Source organism: Pseudoalteromonas sp. A601 (assembly GCF_002165575.1).
Lineage (GTDB): Bacteria > Pseudomonadota > Gammaproteobacteria > Enterobacterales > Alteromonadaceae > Pseudoalteromonas.
Genome location: NZ_MXQF01000009.1, coordinates 20,982 through 37,324, shown reverse-complemented (window position 1 = coordinate 37,324; position 16,343 = coordinate 20,982). Strand labels below are relative to the sequence as shown.

The following is a 16,343-nucleotide window of genomic DNA, read 5'->3' as shown; positions in this document are numbered from 1 at the left end:
TTTAGTTTATTTTGCCTGCTATTTTGCTGTTAAAATTACTGTTTTGCAAATGATTCTTGTTTACGGGCGGGGTTTGTTTATATTAGCTGGATTATTATCATGCACTCGAGTCCGTTGTTACTTGCTGGCTTTTATTAGGTAGGAAAGGGAGTTATTTTGAATATTTATGCATATTGTTGGTGTGTTGGCTTATTGTTTTTTTGTGCAATAGGTTACACGGCAGAGCCCGTTAATGTAGTAACTAAACAAGTTAAACAGCAGCAATTGTCGCCTACAGTGACACTGACTGGATCGTTAAAAGCGCAGCGCCATGCACAGCTTTCGGTGCTTGCTGATGGGGTGATCACCGAAATATATGCCGAAACTGGGCAGTACCTTGAGCAAGGTAAACCATTACTTGCATTAGATTCAGCGCTAATAAAAGCCCAATTACAAGCAAATGAAGCGGCTGTTGTTCGTGCGCAAGTGACAGTTGATGATGCTAAGCGTCGTTTTACTGAGGCGCAGTCATTATCTAAGCAAAAATTGTTTGCCCAAACTGAGCTGTCTGATCGCCAAGCTGCTGTGAAAGGTGCGCAAGCAAGTTTACTCGAAGCAAAAGCAAATCAAACTTACCAGCAACAACTGCTAAAATATCACCAACTAGTTGCACCTTTTAACGGTGTTGTGGCGAAGCGTTTGGTCGATGTTGGTGAATGGGTTACTCGCGGGCAAAGCGCCTTTGAATTGGTCAGTAATGACAAGCTATGGCTTGATTTGTATATGCCGCAAGAGCATTTTTCAGCAGTAGATAGTGAAACGGCGGTAGATGTTTATTTAGCGTCACGTCCTAATGAGGTATTTACCGCAACAGTCATCGCCAAAGTTCCTGTGGTTGATACCAGCCATCGTAGCTTTTTACTGCGCTTAGCGCTAAATAACTCGGATGAGTTACAAGTGGGTTTATCAGCCAGTGCCGAAGTAACATTAAAATCAACGGCTAAAGCAAGTGTCATCATAGAGCGAGATGCTTTACTACGTCACCCAGACGGTGGTTTCAGTGTGTTTACTGTACTTGAAGGGGTTGCCGCAAGGCAAAGTGTAAAAGTAGGCTCACGGATGAATGGTTACGTTGAGATAGTACAAGGCTTAACAGCCGATCAGTGGGTAGTTACGCAAGGTAATGAGTTACTGCAAGACGGCCAAGCAGTTAATGCTGTATCGCAAACGGGGGCTCAATAATGCTCCAAGGCGCGGTAAAACATGCAACGCTGGTGGCTGTTGCGGTGCTTATTTCATGCATTTTAGGGCTTGTCGCAGCGTTTAAGATTCCTGTGCAGATGATCCCCGATTTAGATGTGCGGACAATTACAGTGGTAACGCAGTGGCCAGGGGCGACCCCACAAGATGTTGAAAAAGAAATTCTCATAGAGCAAGAGCGTTATTTGCGCTCACTTCCCAACTTAAAGCGCATGTCGAGCTATGCTAATACCGGCGAGGCAGAGGTCGAGCTTGAGTTTCCATTTGGCGTTGATGTAAATGAAGCGCTGATCAATGTGAGTAACGCACTGGCTCAAGTCCCCAATTACCCTGAAAACGTAGATCAACCGGTACTTTACAGTAGCTCGTTTTCATCTAACGCATTTATGTTCTTTTCGTTAAAACCGTTAGCAGGGAACCCGCTGAACATCGATATCGATATGCTACGTGATTTTGCACAAGACAATGTACGCCCTGAAATGGAACGCGTTGCGGGTGTATCCCAAGTGAGTGTTCGTGGTGGGGCGTTGTATCAAATACAAATATTAATTGATCAGCAAAAGCTTGCCAGTCGCAATATTAGTTTAGTTGCAGTCAGAGACGCTATTCGCAGTCGTAATAAAGATGCCTCAGCAGGTGATATAGACAGCGGAAAACGCCGCTATTTATTACGGATGGTAGGGCGCTTTCAGTCGGCAGAAGAACTTAAAGAGCTTGTTATTGCGCAAGATCAACAGCGCACAGTACGCCTTAAAGACGTGGCGAAAGTACAGTTAGATCATTATGAATTACGTGATGTGTCATATAACGATGGCGAGCGAAATTTAATGCTGTCGGTGCGCCGAGAAAGCGGCTCGAACGTGATGAATATTAAAGATGAAATGACCACGGTGGTTGCGCGTATTAACCGTGATTTATTAGCGCAAAACGGCCTGCAATTAACTTTGCTGAGCGATGATGTACGTTATGTAAAAGGCTCGGTAAAAAATGTTTGGACCAATTTAGGCATTGGCGCATTACTGGCAACCTTAGTGATGTTTTGGTTTTTAAAAAGCCCACGCTCTACTTTAATAGGGGTGATGGGCGTACCAATTTGTACCATTGCCGCATTTTTAGGTTTATTGATATTTGACCGCACCATCAATGTGATTTCATTAGCTGGGGTGGCGTTTGCCATCGGTATGACGGTAGATAACACCATTGTGGTCCTTGAAAATATTGAACAAGCCAAACAACGAGGTTTGTCAAAACTTGATGCTGCTATTACCGGAGTACAAGAAGTATGGCCTGCGGTACTGGCATCCACTATGACCACAGTACTGGTGTTTGCTCCTATTTTGTTTATTGTACAAGAAGCAGGGCAATTATACTCTGATGTTGCTATTGCTATCTCTGGGGCGATTATTGCCTCTATGTTGGTGGCCTTATTAGTGGTGCCCGCGGCATCGGCACGATTTGCTTGTTCTACAAAAAAAGAGGCTACAAAAAAAGACGCGGCGATGACACAAACCATGCGTCTGCCTAAGTTTATCCCGTCATTTTTAGCGTCTAAAACTCAGCGCACTGTATGCGTGTTAACGGCTGTAGTTGGTTTGCTAGGTGGTGCTTGGTTATTTATGCCAGAAGCAGAATACCTACCTGAGGGGGAAGAGCCCAAAGCGTTTTCAATGATGATTGCGCCGCCAGGGTATAATTTAAGTCACATGCAAAAAATTAGTGATGAATTATTAATTTATTTTGATCAGCACTTAAATGCGCCAAGCAGTGACTTTGCACAGGGGAAAACAGATTTACCCTCGTTAAAATACTATTCATTATCGGTTGGCGTCGGCAATATTTGGTTTTTGAGTGAGCCTAACGATGCTGAACATATTGATGCAATGATGGCCGCTATAACTGCCAAATTTAAAAGTTACCCGGGCATGCGGGCGTTTTCATCACGAGGCTCAATTATCTCCAGTAATGACGGCGGTACGCGTGCAGTTGCCTTAGATATTAGCGGCACCGAGCAAGTGGATTTATATCGTGCTGCCGATGCCGTATATCGACTCGCCAGTGAGGTGTTTGACAATCCACAAGTCGACTCAGAGCCATCGTCTTTAACCCTTGATCAACCTTTGATTGAAATTGAGCCGCGCTGGCAGCGTCTTGCTGAAGTGGGCATGACTGCAGATGAGCTGGGCTATACCGTCGCAGCTTTAAGTGATGGTGCCTATGTGGATGAGCTAATTTTAGATGACGATAAAGTTGATGTGTTTATATTCTCAGAGGCCGGGAATAAACAAAGTTTAGAGGGGCTTGAGCAAGCGCCGGTGGTGACTTCTCAAGGGTTATTGCCGTTAAATGCACTGGCTAACCTAAATGAAAAGGCCGACAGCGACAGTTTACGTCGAGTAGATGGTCGCCGAACTGTTACTGTGTATATTATTCCGCCGCGAGAGGTGGCACTTGAGCGGGCGCAGCAATTAGTCCGTGAGCAATTACTACCACAGCTACAGCAACAAGGTGATTTGCTTCCAGGGGTGAACATCAGTATTGGCGGTGCGGCGGATCAGCTAGAAAAAACACGCGACGCCCTCAGTGGCAACTTTATTGTCGCTCTAGCGTTATGCTATTTATTGTTAGTCGCTATTTTTAAACATTGGGGCCAGCCACTATTTATTATGGCTACCGTGCCGTTAGGGATGGCTGGTGGATTATTAGGGCTAAATGTAATTAACACCCTAGGCTCAGTGTTTGGTGGATTTCATCAGCCATTTGATATGATCACTATGCTGGGCTTTTTGATTTTATTAGGTACTGTGGTGAATAACCCTATTTTAATTGTTGATCAAAGTCGGCGCAATTTAGCCGCGGGCATTGAGGCTTTTCAAGCGGTGATCAGCGCACTAGAAACACGGTTAAAACCGATTGTTATGTCAACCATGACCACATTATGTGGTTTAGCGCCTTTAGTATTTATTCCGGGTGAAGGCTCAGAGTTGTACCGTGGTGTGGGGATCATCGTTCTATGCGGTATTGCTGTATCAACTATTGTGAGTCTCACCGTGCTACCGGCTATGTTATTAATGGTGTATAAGCAAAAGAGTTAACTATATTAAGAAGCTGGATACTTCCTCAGCTTTTTTAAGCTCTGTTTGTGAATAGAAAGGTCAGGCTTTACAAACGCTGACCTTTTTTGATCGCTTTAAAGTCAGATAAACAATAAATGCATTGTCATTGTTGATTAATGATCTGTTCCATATACTTAGACTGTCTTGTTTTTATTGGAGAAGTGTATGCTGAGATTTTTTTCTATCGAACAGGGAGTGATTAATGAGTTAGAGCCTTCCTCAGATACTCCTATAGAAACATTAATTAGAAGTGCACATTGGATTGATACTATCAAACCCACAGAGGATGAGCGTAATATTTTAGCAAAAACACTGGATATAACGTTCCCTGAGTCTGGAGATGTTCAAGAGATTGAGGCTTCATCGCGATGCTTTATTGACAATGAAGGCTTGCATGTACATGCATTATTTATGTCGCCAAATGAAGGGCGGTTTAATACCGTCACAGTGGCTTGTTTACTTAAAGATAATTGTTTATTGACTATTCGCGATGATGAGCTCGCTGACTTTCGATTATTACGTTTAAGAGCCCGTAGAGGCCAGGTGATGTGTGATACGGCAAAACAATTACTGGTAACATTATTTGATCAAAAAGTCGAAAACCATGCAGACATGTTGGAAGATATGCATCATCAGTTAGAGAAACTCAGTGCTTATGTTCTTGAAGAAGATGGCTCTGATTTAGAGGAAGCCATCAGTCGTATCGCACGATTAGAAGATGCCAATGGTAAAGTGCGTTTATGCTTAATGGATACTCGACGCAATATTTCATTCTTGATACGTCAGTTAGGTGTACAAGGTGAGGATCGCGAATCATTAAGAGAGATTGTACTTGATATAGATACTCTAATGTCACACTGTACCTTTTTATTTGATAAAGTTAATTTTCTTATGGATTCCACTCAAGGCTTTATTAATATTGAACAAAACCAAATAATTAAAACTTTCTCGATTGCCTCCGTGGTGTTTTTACCGCCAACTGTGGTGGCCAGTGTTTACGGTATGAATTTTAATCGCATGCCTGAACTTGAGTGGGCCTGGGGGTATCCGTTTGCTATTGGGGTGATGCTGCTCTCTGGTTTTGCACCTTATTTATTTTTTAAACACAAGGGGTGGTTGTAGTATTTAGCTTATGTGACTTTTGTTTGTGATTACTCCCTCACTTAAAATGGTACTAAAAGCCCAAACAACTAAGTCATTTGGGCTTTTACTGATGTGGTTACGATTTATTAACTTTGTAATTCACCAGTTGATGACTCAATGTGAGCACGTACAAACCACTGAAATTGTTCTAGATCAGCAAGTTGCGCGATGAGCATGTCTTCTGAGACAGGGTCAAGCTCTGATAGTTTTTCAAGGGCTTTACGGTGATCCCCATTTACACCATTGTATACTTTATCAAGAGCAACAAGGTGATCTTTCACTAACCCTTTACCAATCGAATAATCTTCCCAAGAGCGGCGATCAACAATCGACTTCGGTGTTCCTACAGGAACACCGCCTAATGTGGCAATACGCTCGGCGATAGTGTCAGTCATTTCTTGTACTGCGGCCACTTGCGGGTCGAGCATCTCGTGTACGCCGATAAAGTTAGGGCCAACTACATTCCAGTGGATGTGCTTTAAGGTAAGTTGTAAATCAATTAACGCTACCATGCGGTTGTCGAGTTGGGCAATTGTCTGCTCAGCAGATTCACTATTCATGCCTGGGGCGGTAAATTCAGCGACTTTACTATTACTCATACTTCCTCCTAAATTAAAAACTGAGTGCTTAGGGCTATAACCCTAAGCGAACATACTTTTATAGAGCAATGGCTATGCCGTAATTTCATTGTTTGAATATCGTTTTAAATCAAGGGGTTATTTTTGTTTGGTGGTTGCTAGCTGGTTTTTAGTATGAAAAAGCTGCATGGCTTTGTAAATAATTCACGCCCTTGATTATGACATTTCTATGAATTTGTATCTTGGCCCCATTTTTATTGCTGTTTTTAATTTATGATGTTGGCAAATTTTATCAGTAATAATAAATCGAGCAGACATGATTAACAGAAGGCAGTTTTTATTTAGTGCAGGCACACTTGCGTTTATAGGGCTATCTCGTAGTGCGTTTGGTAAAGTCCCCGTTAGTGATTTAGGCAGTAATTTACCTGCATATGGGCCGTTAATTGCAGATAGAAATAAGCTGTTAGATTTACCAGCTGGGTTTAGTTACAAGGTGATCTCTGAGCTTGGTGAGAAAATGGATGACGGTCAATTTGTACCCAATAACGCTGATGGAATGGGGTGTTTTGCATTAGACGATGACCGAGTTGCGTTAGTTCGTAACCATGAACTCAAGCCCAGTGATTTAGCCAAAGCTGATGATGCGGCGCGTAAGCATAAAACATCGCTCGCTTATGATACGAATGAACAAGGCATTGCTTTACCGGGTGGCACAAGCCACATTATTTATAATCTTAAAAGGGGTGAAAAAGAGCAAGAATACTTATCTCTTATTGGCACTATTCGCAACTGCTCTGGTGGTATTACGCCGTGGGGCACTTGGCTTACCTGTGAAGAAACAACATTAACTAAAGCCGATGGTTTTGGCCAAGATCACGGTTATATTTTTGAAATCTCAGCAAACGCTAAAGGCTTAGTGAAACCTGAGCCGTTGAAAGCGATGGGGCGTTTTAACCATGAAGCTGCCGCGATAGATCCTAAAACAGGTATTGTTTACCTGACTGAAGATAAAGGCGACAGCTTATTTTATCGCTTCATTCCTAATGAGTACGGTAAATTACACAAAGGCGGCCAATTGCAGGCAATGGTGATTAAAAACGCACCACAATTTGATACCCGAAATTGGACTGGTGTTAATATGACATTACACCTGAACATGGATGTTGAGTGGATTGATTTAGATAACCCCGAAAGTCCGAAAGATGATTTACGTTTACGTGGATACCAGCAAGGAGCGGCATTATTTGCCCGCGGTGAGGGCATTCATTGGGGCGATAATGAACTGTATTTTTGTTGTACCAATGGCGGCAAAAAACAACTGGGTCAAGTCATGAAGTATGTGCCATCGCAATTTGAAGGAACGAGTAAAGAGCAAACAGCCCCGGGGCAAATTCAACTTTTTGTAGAAAGCACCGATGGTTCACTTTATAACTTTGGCGACAACTTAACAGTGGCACCAAATGGTCATTTAATTGTGTGTGAAGATCAATACACCGATGTGGCCGATAATCATTTACGTGGCGTTACACCCAAAGGTGAAGTGTATAACTTTGCAAAATTACAAGCGCAAACAGAATTAGCCGGAGCGTGTTTTTCGCCGGATGGTAAAACGCTGTTTGTAAATGTATTTACGCCAACAAAAACACTCGCAATTACCGGCCCATGGGATAGCTTTAAACTTTAATGGTTGTAAAGTGAAGGTAATACCTTCACTTTATTTTGCTGCTTTTACATAAAGATATAAACTGCGGGTAGGGCAATACCGCTTATCACCCACAGTGATTTTATCCCCCAAGGGCTGTGTCTACCTTTAATCATAAACAGGCCACTCAAAGCTAAAAAAATCAGTAAAGCCGCAAAGGCATCTGAAAATATAACCCAAGATGCCTTTGTCTCGTTTAAATGCAGGCGGTTAAATGCTTGAAACACATGACGAGGGGCTATTTTTTCATAAATTAATTGTTGATCTTTTAGGTTTAATAACAGGTTATTGCCATTTTTAAAAAACAGCTTAAATTGCGTTGGTGATGCCCAGTAAGATGTTTTAACTTTTTCATCAATTTTGCTTATTGCAAGTACTTGATTAGCAAGTTCTGTATCGTTATCAAGTGACCAGTTTTGCGCGGATATAGATGTTACAACTTGCTCGACACGGTAATTAGGATTCCAGTCATCTTTGTGATTAACCGCAATCCCCGATACTGCAAAAATGATCACTAAACCCATACAGAAGTAACCGATATCACGATGTAAACTACGGTTTAATTTATACCAGTTTATTTTTCTTCTTGTTTTACTCAAGGATTTCTACACCTGTCGGTACCAATTGATAAATTGCCATGGGCTTTGTTACTGTGTTTTCATCAAATTCGTTTCCTGCTTGTTGCGCTCGGTGTGCTAACAACGCTTTAGTGCGGCTTAAGTTAAGCTGGATTTTATTTAGCTTTCCTGTTGCCATCGCTTTACTCCCTTTAGCAGTCATAGGGAATACCATATCACCGTCATTAACCTTGATTTGCAAGTTTTCAAAACGCTTATCAGAGGCTATTGTCATCCAACAACCTCGTTTAGCACATACACCAACAACAGTACCTTCTATTGTAACTTGTTGATCTAAGAAGGTATCTGGCGCGGCCATTATTGTCGAAATTTTTAATAAGCTTGCATTATCAACCGGTTCGCCAAATTGTTCTGCTTTGGCAGTTGACAACCCTATTGTTGCAATAATTAAAATTAAGAGTTTGTAAAAATTCATCATAGCTCCCTTATGTTCAGTGAAATTTAGTCAAATTAATTGAAAATTACGGGTTATTAATCCTTTTTTAATATAACCATAAGTAATTAGTTATTGCAATTTCATAGGTTAAACCCTAAAATTGCCACGCTAAACCAAATGATAATGATTTTTGTTAAGGATTAATAAGTATGAAGTTAACGTATGCTTTTCTATGTGTTGGAGCGGCCCTTTCTAATTTTTCTTCAGTTGCAGCAACGTCAGGCTTGGACGAAAAAGCGCGGGAAATGGAGCAAATAGAGGTGCTAGGTCATAAGCTAACCGCGCTTAATCAAGATGTTGCGAGTTCTGTATCGGTACTTTCTACAGAGCAAATAGATAGGCAGCAAGCAGCAGATTTAAACCAAATACTTAAAACCCTTCCAGGGGTTGAGCTATCAGGCAGTGTTACACCTTTATCAGGTCAGCCTGCTATTCGTGGTTTATATGGCGAACGTATTTATATCTCAGTTGATGATGTAAAACGTAAAATTGATTCTGATGGCAGCCAAAATATAGCGCAAATTAACTCATTAGGTATCAACCCCGATCAATTAAAACAAATTCAAGTGCTACGAGGTGCTGATTCATTAACGGTAGGCTCTGGTGCTATTGGGGGCAGTATTCGCTTAGTGACCAAGGATGCGAGTGATTATTTAGGAGATGAACAAGGTTTTGGCACTCGATTCTCAGTGACACATCAATCTGTTTCAGACTCGAATGACTTTAATGCTGATTTATTCTATTTAAATGATGTGAGCGATACTGTGTTTTCACTCGGGCAAGTTGAATATGATGATATTGATGTTGTTGCTAAGGAAGGCGCGACTGAAGACGAACAAATTCAGCAAGTTAGAAAAATACAAAATAAATCAAAACGACAAAATGCGACCCTAAAAAATACCTGGTATTTTAACCCGCATCATAGTCTTAAAACTAAGCTAGATTACAGTAAAACGGAATCGGTTGATCAACCCTATGGTCAGCGACTTGATTTAGCCATTGCATACCCCACACTTGCTGAAGATTACAAAAATGATTATCTCGAAGGTATGCTTAAATATACTTATCAAGGAGAAAGTGATTACGTTGATTTAGATGTACAAGCTTTTTACTCTAAAAAAACGTACGATAAGATCAGCAAAGGCTATATTGAGCAAGGCACAAATAAAATTAATTATGATAGCAATAGTGAAGGAGAAAGTTCGCGCAAGGGTGTTCGGTTTGCAAACTTATCGACCTTTGACGATGTTATTAAGCATAAGCTTGCTGTAGAACTGCAATATGATGTTGAAAGCTTCAACCAAGTAAAATGGGAAGATCAGCAACAATCAACATACTACGGCAATAGCGATGCTCAAAACTGGTCATTATCTTTGATTGATCAAAGTGAGTTTTTTGATGAGCGATTGCTAATTACCGCAGGTTTAAGGTTTGATGCGTATGAACGTGAAAGTGACCACTTTAAACTGTTTGATAGCAATGATGAGAATGAGTTATCGAGCGAACTTGGCCTTACATTTAAAGTAACTGACTACCTTAATTTATATTTAAAAAGTGCTGAAGCGTTTCGCGCCCCCTCGCTGCAAGAGCTTTATAAGCAAGATGAGTGGCGCTGTCATATTGGTGGCAAGATTTGTTACAGCGAACCACAGCCAGATCTTAAAGCAGAAGACTCTGATAACCTTGAAATGGGCTTTGGTTTAAGTTGGCAAAACCTGCCTTATGCAGATAGCTTAAGCTTCAAAGCGATTTACTTTGATAATGAAATCAATAATTACATCGATAACGTGCCATTTATGTATTACCTCGATGCAGAGGGCGAAAAACAACTCGGCTCGCCAGGGCCACAACCTACTAATGGTATACCTGTTGCCACTCACCGAGATTATAGCGCTAAGAATATTGGTAAGTTATTAAGCCATGGTATTGAAATAGAGGCGCAATATACCTTCCAAGCAATCGATATGTATTTAGGTTATTCAACGATTAATATGGATGTTGAAGGAATGCCTAACTTCTTCTTAGGGACCATTGATTACACGCAGCAACCTTATGCTGAAGCCCCAGCAGATAAAATCACTTGGAATACTAACTACCAGTTTACCGAGCAGTTTAATTTAGGTTTACAAATGCTGCATTACCGTGAGCAAAAACGTTTAAGCGATACCTACTTAGAATACGGTTACGGCACAGATACATACACGGTTTATAATTTGAATGCCAAATATCAAGCCACCGGCAGTTTGGACGGTATCATCCTAAGGTTAGGAGTAGATAACTTGACGGATAAGCGGTATCTAAGAGCGCCAGCGACTGAAGCGAACGACCCAGCAGAGCTTGGCCGCAATTATAAAGTATCACTAAGTTATCAATTCTGATCTCTTCGGTTATGCTCGCAAACTAGGCCCAAATTATGGGTCTAGTTTGATAAAAACTTGCCACGTCCCCATATAAGGTTTAAATGAAACTTGTAAAGGGAAATTATGCGCCATTATCCACTCTATAAAATCGACGACGTGCGTTTACACCGCCTAGGAGCGGGGGTTATTAAAACGTATAACCTCACAGATATAACGAATCTAGATATTGAAAAAGCAATCAATAAAGAGTGTCAGGATTTACTCGCATTAAATGACGATTGCACGAGTGATGACTTTATTGAATTACGTCAGCGACGTAATATCAGTGACAACGTGCCAGATGACGACTTATTTGCCCAAGTAATTGAAGATAATGATGGTAACTTATTCATAGCCAGTGTTTGTCGTAATGATGATGACGAAACCATGTTTGAAATCTTTAGTGAACACTCATTAACTGCATCGGTTTTAAAAGAACTTGCCAGTTACATTCGTAAGGTATTTTGCTGGTGCACACCTGTGCACATTTGTGTTTGGCCAGCACCTGATTCACCACAAGCACAGCAATTATTGTTATTGCCAGGTGCTCGCGCTGTTGACTCCTTATTAGGTAGCCAAACGCCATTGCTTGATGTGAGTGATGCTTTAAAAGCAGATATCTCTTTACAGCCCTTTGAGCTTGAGAAAGATAGGCCTTGGTATGAGCAGGAATACAACCAGTTTCTAACTGAAAACCCAGCAATGGCAAACATAGTGCCAATCAGCGATAAAGAAGAGCTGAGTGAGTCCATTGAAGCGGGCTTATGCAGTATGGCATTTTATCAAGGCCAGCCTTTGGGAATGGTTATGGGGGAGGCAAGTGAAGAATTGGGTTTTGATGGCTTATTGGTGAGTGATATTTTTATTGCTAAACAATTTAGAGGCCAAGGTTTAGCCTCACCGATGCAGCGTCTGTACTATGAACTGCATTGTGAGGACTTTAATTTTTTCTTTGGGTATATTGACGCAACTAATAAGCCTTCATATAAAAATGCACTCAAACAAGGGCGTAAGTTACTGCGCCAAGAGCTTTACCTCCCTGCGCAACAATTTTTATAAAAGACTATTCATATCCACGTAATTTTTTGGTTTTGATTACTTCAATATAACCGTGCCAACTGGCGTAACTAAGTAGCGGCATAATGACAATAAAGCCCGTTGCGCCAGTGATAAAACCAATAGCAACTAATATAAAAATACAGCCAGACCATACAACCATGGCGCTAAAATTAGTTTTTACTGCATTCATAGAAGACATAACTGCGGTCATTATATCGACACGTCTTTCCATCATAATTTGCGGTGTAAACGCTGAAATCGCAAATACAGTGACGAGCAATATTCCACCAATAATGGTGCCTAAGGTTAAAAATGCTGAGAGTTCTTCAAACGTTGGATTTGCGTGGCTTGGGTATAATGCGTGTACTAAAGCGGCAAGACGCATCCAAATAATCATAATAACCATTAATAAAATTGCAAAGCCCCATTCGCCTGCTGGGTTTCTGAACATTGATTTAAGTGAATGTAAGAATGTAGGAGAGTGACCTTTTTCAAGCTCCCAAGCAATATCGTATAAACCTACAGCAAATGCAGGACCGATCAAAGCAAATGCGACTGTTGCAGGAAGTATTACAAGGTAAGTGCCGGCATAAACGCCGCTGTAAACAATGGCCAGCGGGATTAATGTAAAAATTAATCCATAAATTAGGCTTAGTATGGGTGCTCGCATCATGTCTTGAAAAGCAAGAGCTAACCAATGAAAAGCTGCAAAAGTGCTTACTTTATTGCACTCTAAACAACGTGCAAACTCAGTGTGTTTATTAAGTGTGTTCGATGACGGCATAAGAGTCTTCCTGTATTAGGCTACTCTTTAGGTTTAGAACACATCACCATTATTTACAAATTTCAACTAACCACTATAGCTCTTTATTGCTAAGCGCTTTGTTGGATAAGTAAAAGTAGTTCGGCGGTGGCGCTAGCATCCGCTAATGCACGGTGGTGGTTAGTTAAGCTTAAGTTAAAGTACTTTGATAAGTTACCAAGCGAATACGACTTAAGCCCTGTAAAGGCTTTGCGCGATTCCACCACAGTACACAGCTTGGGCATTTTAAAGCTAATGCCCGCCATTTCACACTCTTTACGGATAAAGCCGTAATCAAAGTTGACATTGTGGGCGACAAAAATACTGCCTTGTAACTTGCTCACTAAGGTATCGGCAATTTGCTCAAAGCTAGGCGCAGATGCCACCATGGCGTCGGTGATCCCCGTTAACGATACAATAAATTTTGGAATGCGTATTTGTGGGTTAACCAGTGTTGACCAGGTTTCGATAACCTTGCCGTGCTGCATTTTAACCAGGCCAATTTCAGTGATCCTATTGCCGCCTTTTAAACTACCCGTTGTTTCGATATCGACCACACTGTAAATGCGGTTAGGATCATTAACCCAATTCACAGCTGCAATTTGTACGTTAAATCCAGATTGTTTCAGGTTATCGATGGTGGTTAGCTGATTACGCCTGAGTTTATCACCGGGTGCTTTTACCTCTTCAAAATAGACGGTGCCGTCTTTTAAAATCATTAAATCTGGGTAGCCATCTTTTAGTTCTAAAAAGCGCATAGTCATGTTTTTTAAGTGGCTTTTTAGCGCTGTGATAGGGCTATTCAAAATCAGTACTTCAAGTGGTTTTAACAGCTCACTATGCCAACGAAATAAGCCATTTGGTTGCTCAAAATAGCGCGCCGCGTTTTTGCACACATGCTTTAGTAAATCGTCAGGTGTTTGCAGTTGCGTCAGTAGTGTATTGATTTGCTGGTGTTGTAGTTGGTAAAAACTGTTAGTGCGTAATACGTGTGGAAATAAATCAAATTCATTACACGGTGGGTGAGGAGTTTCTACGTAAAGCTCATGCCAAAATACCAGGCCAAATAGACTTTGCCAAAGCGTGTTCTCTGTGTTAAATGTTTGAAAGCCTTGGTTTTCGTAATACTGTGCCACCCCTTGCTCTACATCGCCGCGATAAATCTCATCTATTTCAATTACACACTTTGTATCGGCAAGCATAGTACTTAAGCGAGAGCGGGTTTGTTTATTAAATTTGCGCATTAAGAAGTCATCGGCAAAATAGAGCAGATCATCGGTCACTGGATTTTCGACGATCTCTTCAAGCTTTGCTTTAACCCAGTCTTTATTGCCTTGACGATATTGCTCGCGTATTTGTATTTCTGTGGCTTCGGAGCTGTTTTCACAGGCATTTAAAATACTAAAGCTAATTACTGCATTTACTTTTTTAAGTTGTTGGTAGAGCCTGAGTAATAACTTGTTTTTAAGAGTTATTGCCAGCGTGCCTTGTGCTTGCTGCGCAATTACGTTGTGAGCTAAATCGTGATAGTCGTCATCAGTTTGTGCACTTTTAAATGCTAAGCGAAAGCGGTTTAACGCATAGTTTGATTTTGCCTCATCTAAAGTATCAAAGCGCGCTAAGCTTTGATTATGGCTTTGTCTTGTTGCTCTAACGCCTAAATCACGCAGTACAAAACTATTTTGATGATTGATATCTCCACTACTTAAGCGGCCGATATATAAAAACTCAAAATACTCGTAAATATCAGCGCGATTATTAATAATAAATTGACTATATACAGGGGTTAAATACTCGAGTTTATTGGTAAAGAAATCGCAGGCTTGTGCTACTAATTGTGCTTTTGTTGCGCTTTTTTTTATATTCACTGCCGCTGTAAACGGCGCTAGTAGCTCAAGTAATGCTGGTTTTGTTAAGTGAGCGAGTAGATGCTGGTAGTCGTTATGGCTTGGGTGTGCAATAAGACCTGCGTTTTTTAACTCATCAATTGCCTGTGTCGGGCTGGGTATTTCATCATAATTAAGCGTATGTATTGCCACTAACAAAGGCTTTCGTGAAAAAATACGCGAGAGCATGCATTGGGCTTGCTCACTTAAGTTATTAACTTTTGTAATAAAATCAATGTGCTTTTGCTCTAACAAGTGTCTGCATTGAGTATTTATAAATGTAAGTAACTCATTAAAATGAGCTAAATAATATTTCGCTGGAAGCTCTTTACGCATCACTTTACCGTTTGCTGATGGCTGTATAAAAAAACAGTATCTATTGTTTGGGTAAAGTAATCAAGTGTTGTTGTTCTGTGCAAGTTGTTTGAGGATGTTGGCCATTACTTGATTATTATATTCATTAAAATTAGACATTGAGTTTCCTTATTCATTTTCTCGTTATATAAAATATTGAATCTTATACTGTGGCACAAAGCTACTACATAACATAGCTAATTTTTGCCGTTTTTACCCAGAAAATCACTCCTTTTCGGTTTTTTTCGCAACTTTTTTCTAAGCCAAGTTATAGAAGTTAATACAGTAACTTAGCGTCACATTGTTGATGTCACTTTAGAACGTTCACAGTTTGTCAACCTTGAATTATCAGTTCACTTACTCTAACCTTTATTTTTATTGAACGTTCAATTAATAAAAATTATGCCTAAAGTTGGAATGGAACCTGTCCGTCGTCAGCAGCTAATTGACGCCACTATTGAGTCGGTTGCTGAGTTTGGCCTACAGGGCACAACTATTAATAGCATTAGTAAAAAAGCAGGCTTGTCTTCGGGTATTATTAGCCACTATTTTGGTGGTAAACAAGGCTTGATAGAAGCGACTGTGCGCTATTTATTATCTAACTTAAAACGTGAGTTAATTAAACGTGTAACTACAACGACAACGCCTGAGCAAAGGTTGATTTTTATCGTTGAGGCAAACTTTGCGCGCTTACAATTGCAAAGCGATACAACAAAAACGTGGTTAAGTTTTTGGGCGCAGTCAATGCATGATGCGCAATTACATCGCTTACAAAACGTTAATAGTCGCCGCCTTTTTAGTAACTTAACAAGTTCATTCAAAGCATTGATGAATGATGCAGATGCCAAACTTGCAGCAGAACTATGCGCTGCCATGATTGATGGTTTATGGTTAAGGGCTGTATTGAGTAAGTCTGACGAAGATCAATTTGAACATTGCGAGCAATTAGCCAAAGGCTATGTAAATTCACTTATCAAACAGTATGGAGCTTAAT

The 16,343-nt window shown here is 40.7% G+C and carries 12 protein-coding genes; 7 read left to right on the top strand and 5 right to left on the bottom strand.

Translation table 11 applies throughout. The features are described 5' to 3' along the window. The first annotated feature begins 156 nt into the window (after window positions 1-156). The 3 genes from B5G52_RS09070 to corA all read left to right on the top strand — a co-directional run bounded on the left by B5G52_RS09070 (window position 157) and on the right by corA (window position 5,474). Complete coding sequence (locus B5G52_RS09070) at window positions 157-1,221, top strand: efflux RND transporter periplasmic adaptor subunit (protein WP_087532347.1); 1,065 nt, start codon at window positions 157-159, stop codon at window positions 1,219-1,221. Continuing rightward, the gene (locus B5G52_RS09065) at window positions 1,221-4,331 is read left to right on the top strand and encodes an efflux RND transporter permease subunit (RefSeq protein ID WP_087532346.1); all 3,111 of its coding nucleotides are present in this window, start codon (window positions 1,221-1,223) and stop codon (window positions 4,329-4,331) included. The genes B5G52_RS09070 and B5G52_RS09065 overlap by 1 nt, the downstream gene beginning before the upstream one ends. 186 nt (window positions 4,332-4,517) lie before the next feature. Next, entirely contained in the window at window positions 4,518-5,474 is a 957-nt protein-coding gene (gene corA, locus B5G52_RS09060; protein ID WP_087532345.1) for a magnesium/cobalt transporter CorA, read from the top strand. Between the two features lie 107 nt (window positions 5,475-5,581). Here corA and dps read toward each other — a convergent pair whose 3' ends face one another. After that, the gene (gene dps, locus B5G52_RS09055) at window positions 5,582-6,094 is read right to left on the bottom strand and encodes a DNA starvation/stationary phase protection protein Dps (protein ID WP_087532344.1); all 513 of its coding nucleotides are present in this window, start codon (window positions 6,092-6,094) and stop codon (window positions 5,582-5,584) included. Between the two features lie 295 nt (window positions 6,095-6,389). On the opposite strand from dps, the gene B5G52_RS09050 reads away from it, so the two are divergent. Next, the gene (locus B5G52_RS09050) at window positions 6,390-7,757 is read left to right on the top strand and encodes an alkaline phosphatase PhoX (RefSeq protein WP_087532343.1); all 1,368 of its coding nucleotides are present in this window, start codon (window positions 6,390-6,392) and stop codon (window positions 7,755-7,757) included. Window positions 7,758-7,801: 44 nt separating this feature from the next. On the opposite strand, the gene B5G52_RS09045 is transcribed toward B5G52_RS09050, so the two are convergent. Further along, a complete protein-coding gene (locus B5G52_RS09045) occupies window positions 7,802-8,374 on the bottom strand; it encodes a PepSY-associated TM helix domain-containing protein (RefSeq protein ID WP_087532342.1) in 573 nt (190 codons plus the stop codon). Continuing rightward, the gene (locus B5G52_RS09040; RefSeq protein ID WP_254911174.1) at window positions 8,367-8,831 is read right to left on the bottom strand and encodes a DUF4920 domain-containing protein; all 465 of its coding nucleotides are present in this window, start codon (window positions 8,829-8,831) and stop codon (window positions 8,367-8,369) included. Before B5G52_RS09040 ends, B5G52_RS09045 begins: the two co-directional genes overlap by 8 nt. 167 nt (window positions 8,832-8,998) lie before the next feature. On the opposite strand from B5G52_RS09040, the gene B5G52_RS09035 reads away from it, so the two are divergent. After that, the gene (locus B5G52_RS09035) at window positions 8,999-11,227 is read left to right on the top strand and encodes a TonB-dependent receptor (protein ID WP_087532340.1); all 2,229 of its coding nucleotides are present in this window, start codon (window positions 8,999-9,001) and stop codon (window positions 11,225-11,227) included. 105 nt (window positions 11,228-11,332) lie between these two features. Further along, window positions 11,333-12,307 (top strand): GNAT family N-acetyltransferase, encoded by a 975-nt coding sequence (locus B5G52_RS09030; RefSeq protein ID WP_087532339.1) that lies wholly within the window; start codon window positions 11,333-11,335, stop codon window positions 12,305-12,307. Between the two features lie 4 nt (window positions 12,308-12,311). Here B5G52_RS09030 and B5G52_RS09025 read toward each other — a convergent pair whose 3' ends face one another. Next, window positions 12,312-13,091 carry a DUF2189 domain-containing protein gene (locus B5G52_RS09025; RefSeq protein WP_087532338.1) on the bottom strand — a complete coding sequence of 260 codons (780 nt, stop codon included), beginning with the start codon at window positions 13,089-13,091 and terminating at the stop codon, window positions 12,312-12,314. Window positions 13,092-13,180: 89 nt separating this feature from the next. Next, the gene (locus B5G52_RS09020; RefSeq protein ID WP_087532337.1) at window positions 13,181-15,331 is read right to left on the bottom strand and encodes an exonuclease domain-containing protein; all 2,151 of its coding nucleotides are present in this window, start codon (window positions 15,329-15,331) and stop codon (window positions 13,181-13,183) included. A gap of 420 nt (window positions 15,332-15,751) precedes the next feature. Between B5G52_RS09020 and betI the strand changes: the two genes are divergently transcribed. Further along, entirely contained in the window at window positions 15,752-16,342 is a 591-nt protein-coding gene (gene betI / locus B5G52_RS09015) for a transcriptional regulator BetI (protein WP_087532336.1), read from the top strand. Window position 16,343: the final 1 nt, after the last annotated feature.

Bases quoted from the DNA above. Each gene is read 5' to 3' on its own strand.
- B5G52_RS09065 (WP_087532346.1), top strand. From the start codon at position 1,221: ATGCTCCAAGGCGCGGTAAAACATGCAACGCTGGTGGCTGTTGCGGTG.
- B5G52_RS09040 (WP_254911174.1), bottom strand. From the start codon at position 8,831: ATGATGAATTTTTACAAACTCTTAATTTTAATTATTGCAACAATAGGG.
- dps (WP_087532344.1), bottom strand. From the start codon at position 6,094: ATGAGTAATAGTAAAGTCGCTGAATTTACCGCCCCAGGCATGAATAGT.
- betI (WP_087532336.1), top strand. From the start codon at position 15,752: ATGCCTAAAGTTGGAATGGAACCTGTCCGTCGTCAGCAGCTAATTGAC.
- corA (WP_087532345.1), top strand. From the start codon at position 4,518: ATGCTGAGATTTTTTTCTATCGAACAGGGAGTGATTAATGAGTTAGAG.
- B5G52_RS09020 (WP_087532337.1), bottom strand. From the start codon at position 15,331: ATGCGTAAAGAGCTTCCAGCGAAATATTATTTAGCTCATTTTAATGAG.
- B5G52_RS09030 (WP_087532339.1), top strand. From the start codon at position 11,333: ATGCGCCATTATCCACTCTATAAAATCGACGACGTGCGTTTACACCGC.
- B5G52_RS09050 (WP_087532343.1), top strand. From the start codon at position 6,390: ATGATTAACAGAAGGCAGTTTTTATTTAGTGCAGGCACACTTGCGTTT.
- B5G52_RS09025 (WP_087532338.1), bottom strand. From the start codon at position 13,091: ATGCCGTCATCGAACACACTTAATAAACACACTGAGTTTGCACGTTGT.
- B5G52_RS09035 (WP_087532340.1), top strand. From the start codon at position 8,999: ATGAAGTTAACGTATGCTTTTCTATGTGTTGGAGCGGCCCTTTCTAAT.